This window comes from Tistrella arctica (assembly GCF_039630945.1).
GTDB lineage: Bacteria > Pseudomonadota > Alphaproteobacteria > Tistrellales > Tistrellaceae > Tistrella > Tistrella bauzanensis.
Genome location: NZ_JBBKTV010000033.1, coordinates 1 through 1,254, shown reverse-complemented (window position 1 = coordinate 1,254; position 1,254 = coordinate 1). Strand labels below are relative to the sequence as shown.

General features: G+C 61.4%; 1 protein-coding gene. It reads left to right on the top strand.

Annotated features, from left to right (window positions below; translation table 11 throughout):
* Positions 1 to 140: 140 nt before the first annotated feature.
* Positions 141 to 1,208, top strand: coding sequence for an IS481 family transposase (locus tag WG924_RS28055; protein WP_345936335.1), 1,068 nt, complete (start codon positions 141 to 143; stop codon positions 1,206 to 1,208).
* Positions 1,209 to 1,254 lie beyond the last annotated feature (46 nt).

Below are 1,254 nucleotides of genomic sequence, written 5' to 3'. Positions count from 1 at the left end.
TGTGATGTGACGGTATTTACCTGACAGTTGTCGCCACACCCGATCCCGGCATGCCGGGATCGGGTGTGGCCATGCCGCCCTCGGAAGTGGGTTAGGATGAAGTCGCCAAACTTTGTCCAACGCACACGAGGAAAACCGACATGACCACGGAAAAGAAGGTAGCACGACGGAAGCTGTCCTTGCTCGAATTGGCGCAAGAGCTCGGTAACGTCAGCAGGGCCTGCAAGGTGATGGGCTATTCCCGTCAGCAGTTCTACGAGATCCGGCGGAATTATCAGGCCTATGGGGCGGATGGCCTGATCGATCGTCTCCCCGGCGCCCGGGGTCCACACCCCAATCGGGTAGCCGAGGACGTCGAGAACGCGATCCTCGCCCATGCCCTGGAGCATCCCTGCCACGGCCCGGTCCGCGTCGCCCAGGAATTGGCGATGCTGGGCGTTCAGGTTTCATCGAGCGGTGTCCGGGGCGTCTGGGCACGCCACAAACTCCTGACCAAGCATGAGCGGCTGCTGCGCCTGGAGAAATCCACGGCGGAACGCAAGATTGATCTGACCGTGGAGCAAATCCGCGCCCTTGAGCGGTTCTCGCCGGAATTCAGGGAGCGCCACATCGAAGCCCCGCATACCGGCGCCCTGGTCGCCGTGGATACCTTCATGGTGGGCAGCCTGAAGGGCGTGGGGAAGGTTTATCTCCAGACCGTTATCGACTGCCACAGCCGCTATGCCTGGGGCCGCCTGTTCACCACGAAACTGCCCATCACCGCCGTCCAGACCCTGAACAACGACGTTCTGCCCACCTTTGAAGAGCATGATGCCAAGATCGACGCGGTTCTCAGCGACAATGGCCGGGAATTCTGCGGGCGCCCAGACAAGCATCCCTACGAGCTGTTCCTTCAACTCGAGGGTATCGAGCACAAGCGGACCAAGGTTTCCCGCCCACAATCCAACGGGATCGTCGAGCGGCTTCACCGTACGCTGTTGGACGAACACTTCCGCGTCGAAGGCCGGAAGACCTGGTTCGAAACCGTGGACGAGATGCAGACGGCCCTGGATACTTACTTCGTCCACTACAACGAGCGGCGGCCCCATCAGGGACGCGGCATGAAGGGGCGCACGCCCCTCAAGGCATTCAAGGAAGGCATCCTGAAACCCCAACCCAAGGAACAGAAGCGCACGACCCCGAAAGCCATCGCGGCGACCGCCGCTTAACCCGGCTCCCGAGGCGGAACTGTCAGGCGAATACCCTCTCTGTACA

What these genes read in the sequence shown, in the direction of transcription:
- WG924_RS28055 (WP_345936335.1), top strand. Translation starts at nt 141, where the DNA reads ATGACCACGGAAAAGAAGGTAGCACGACGGAAGCTGTCCTTGCTCGAA.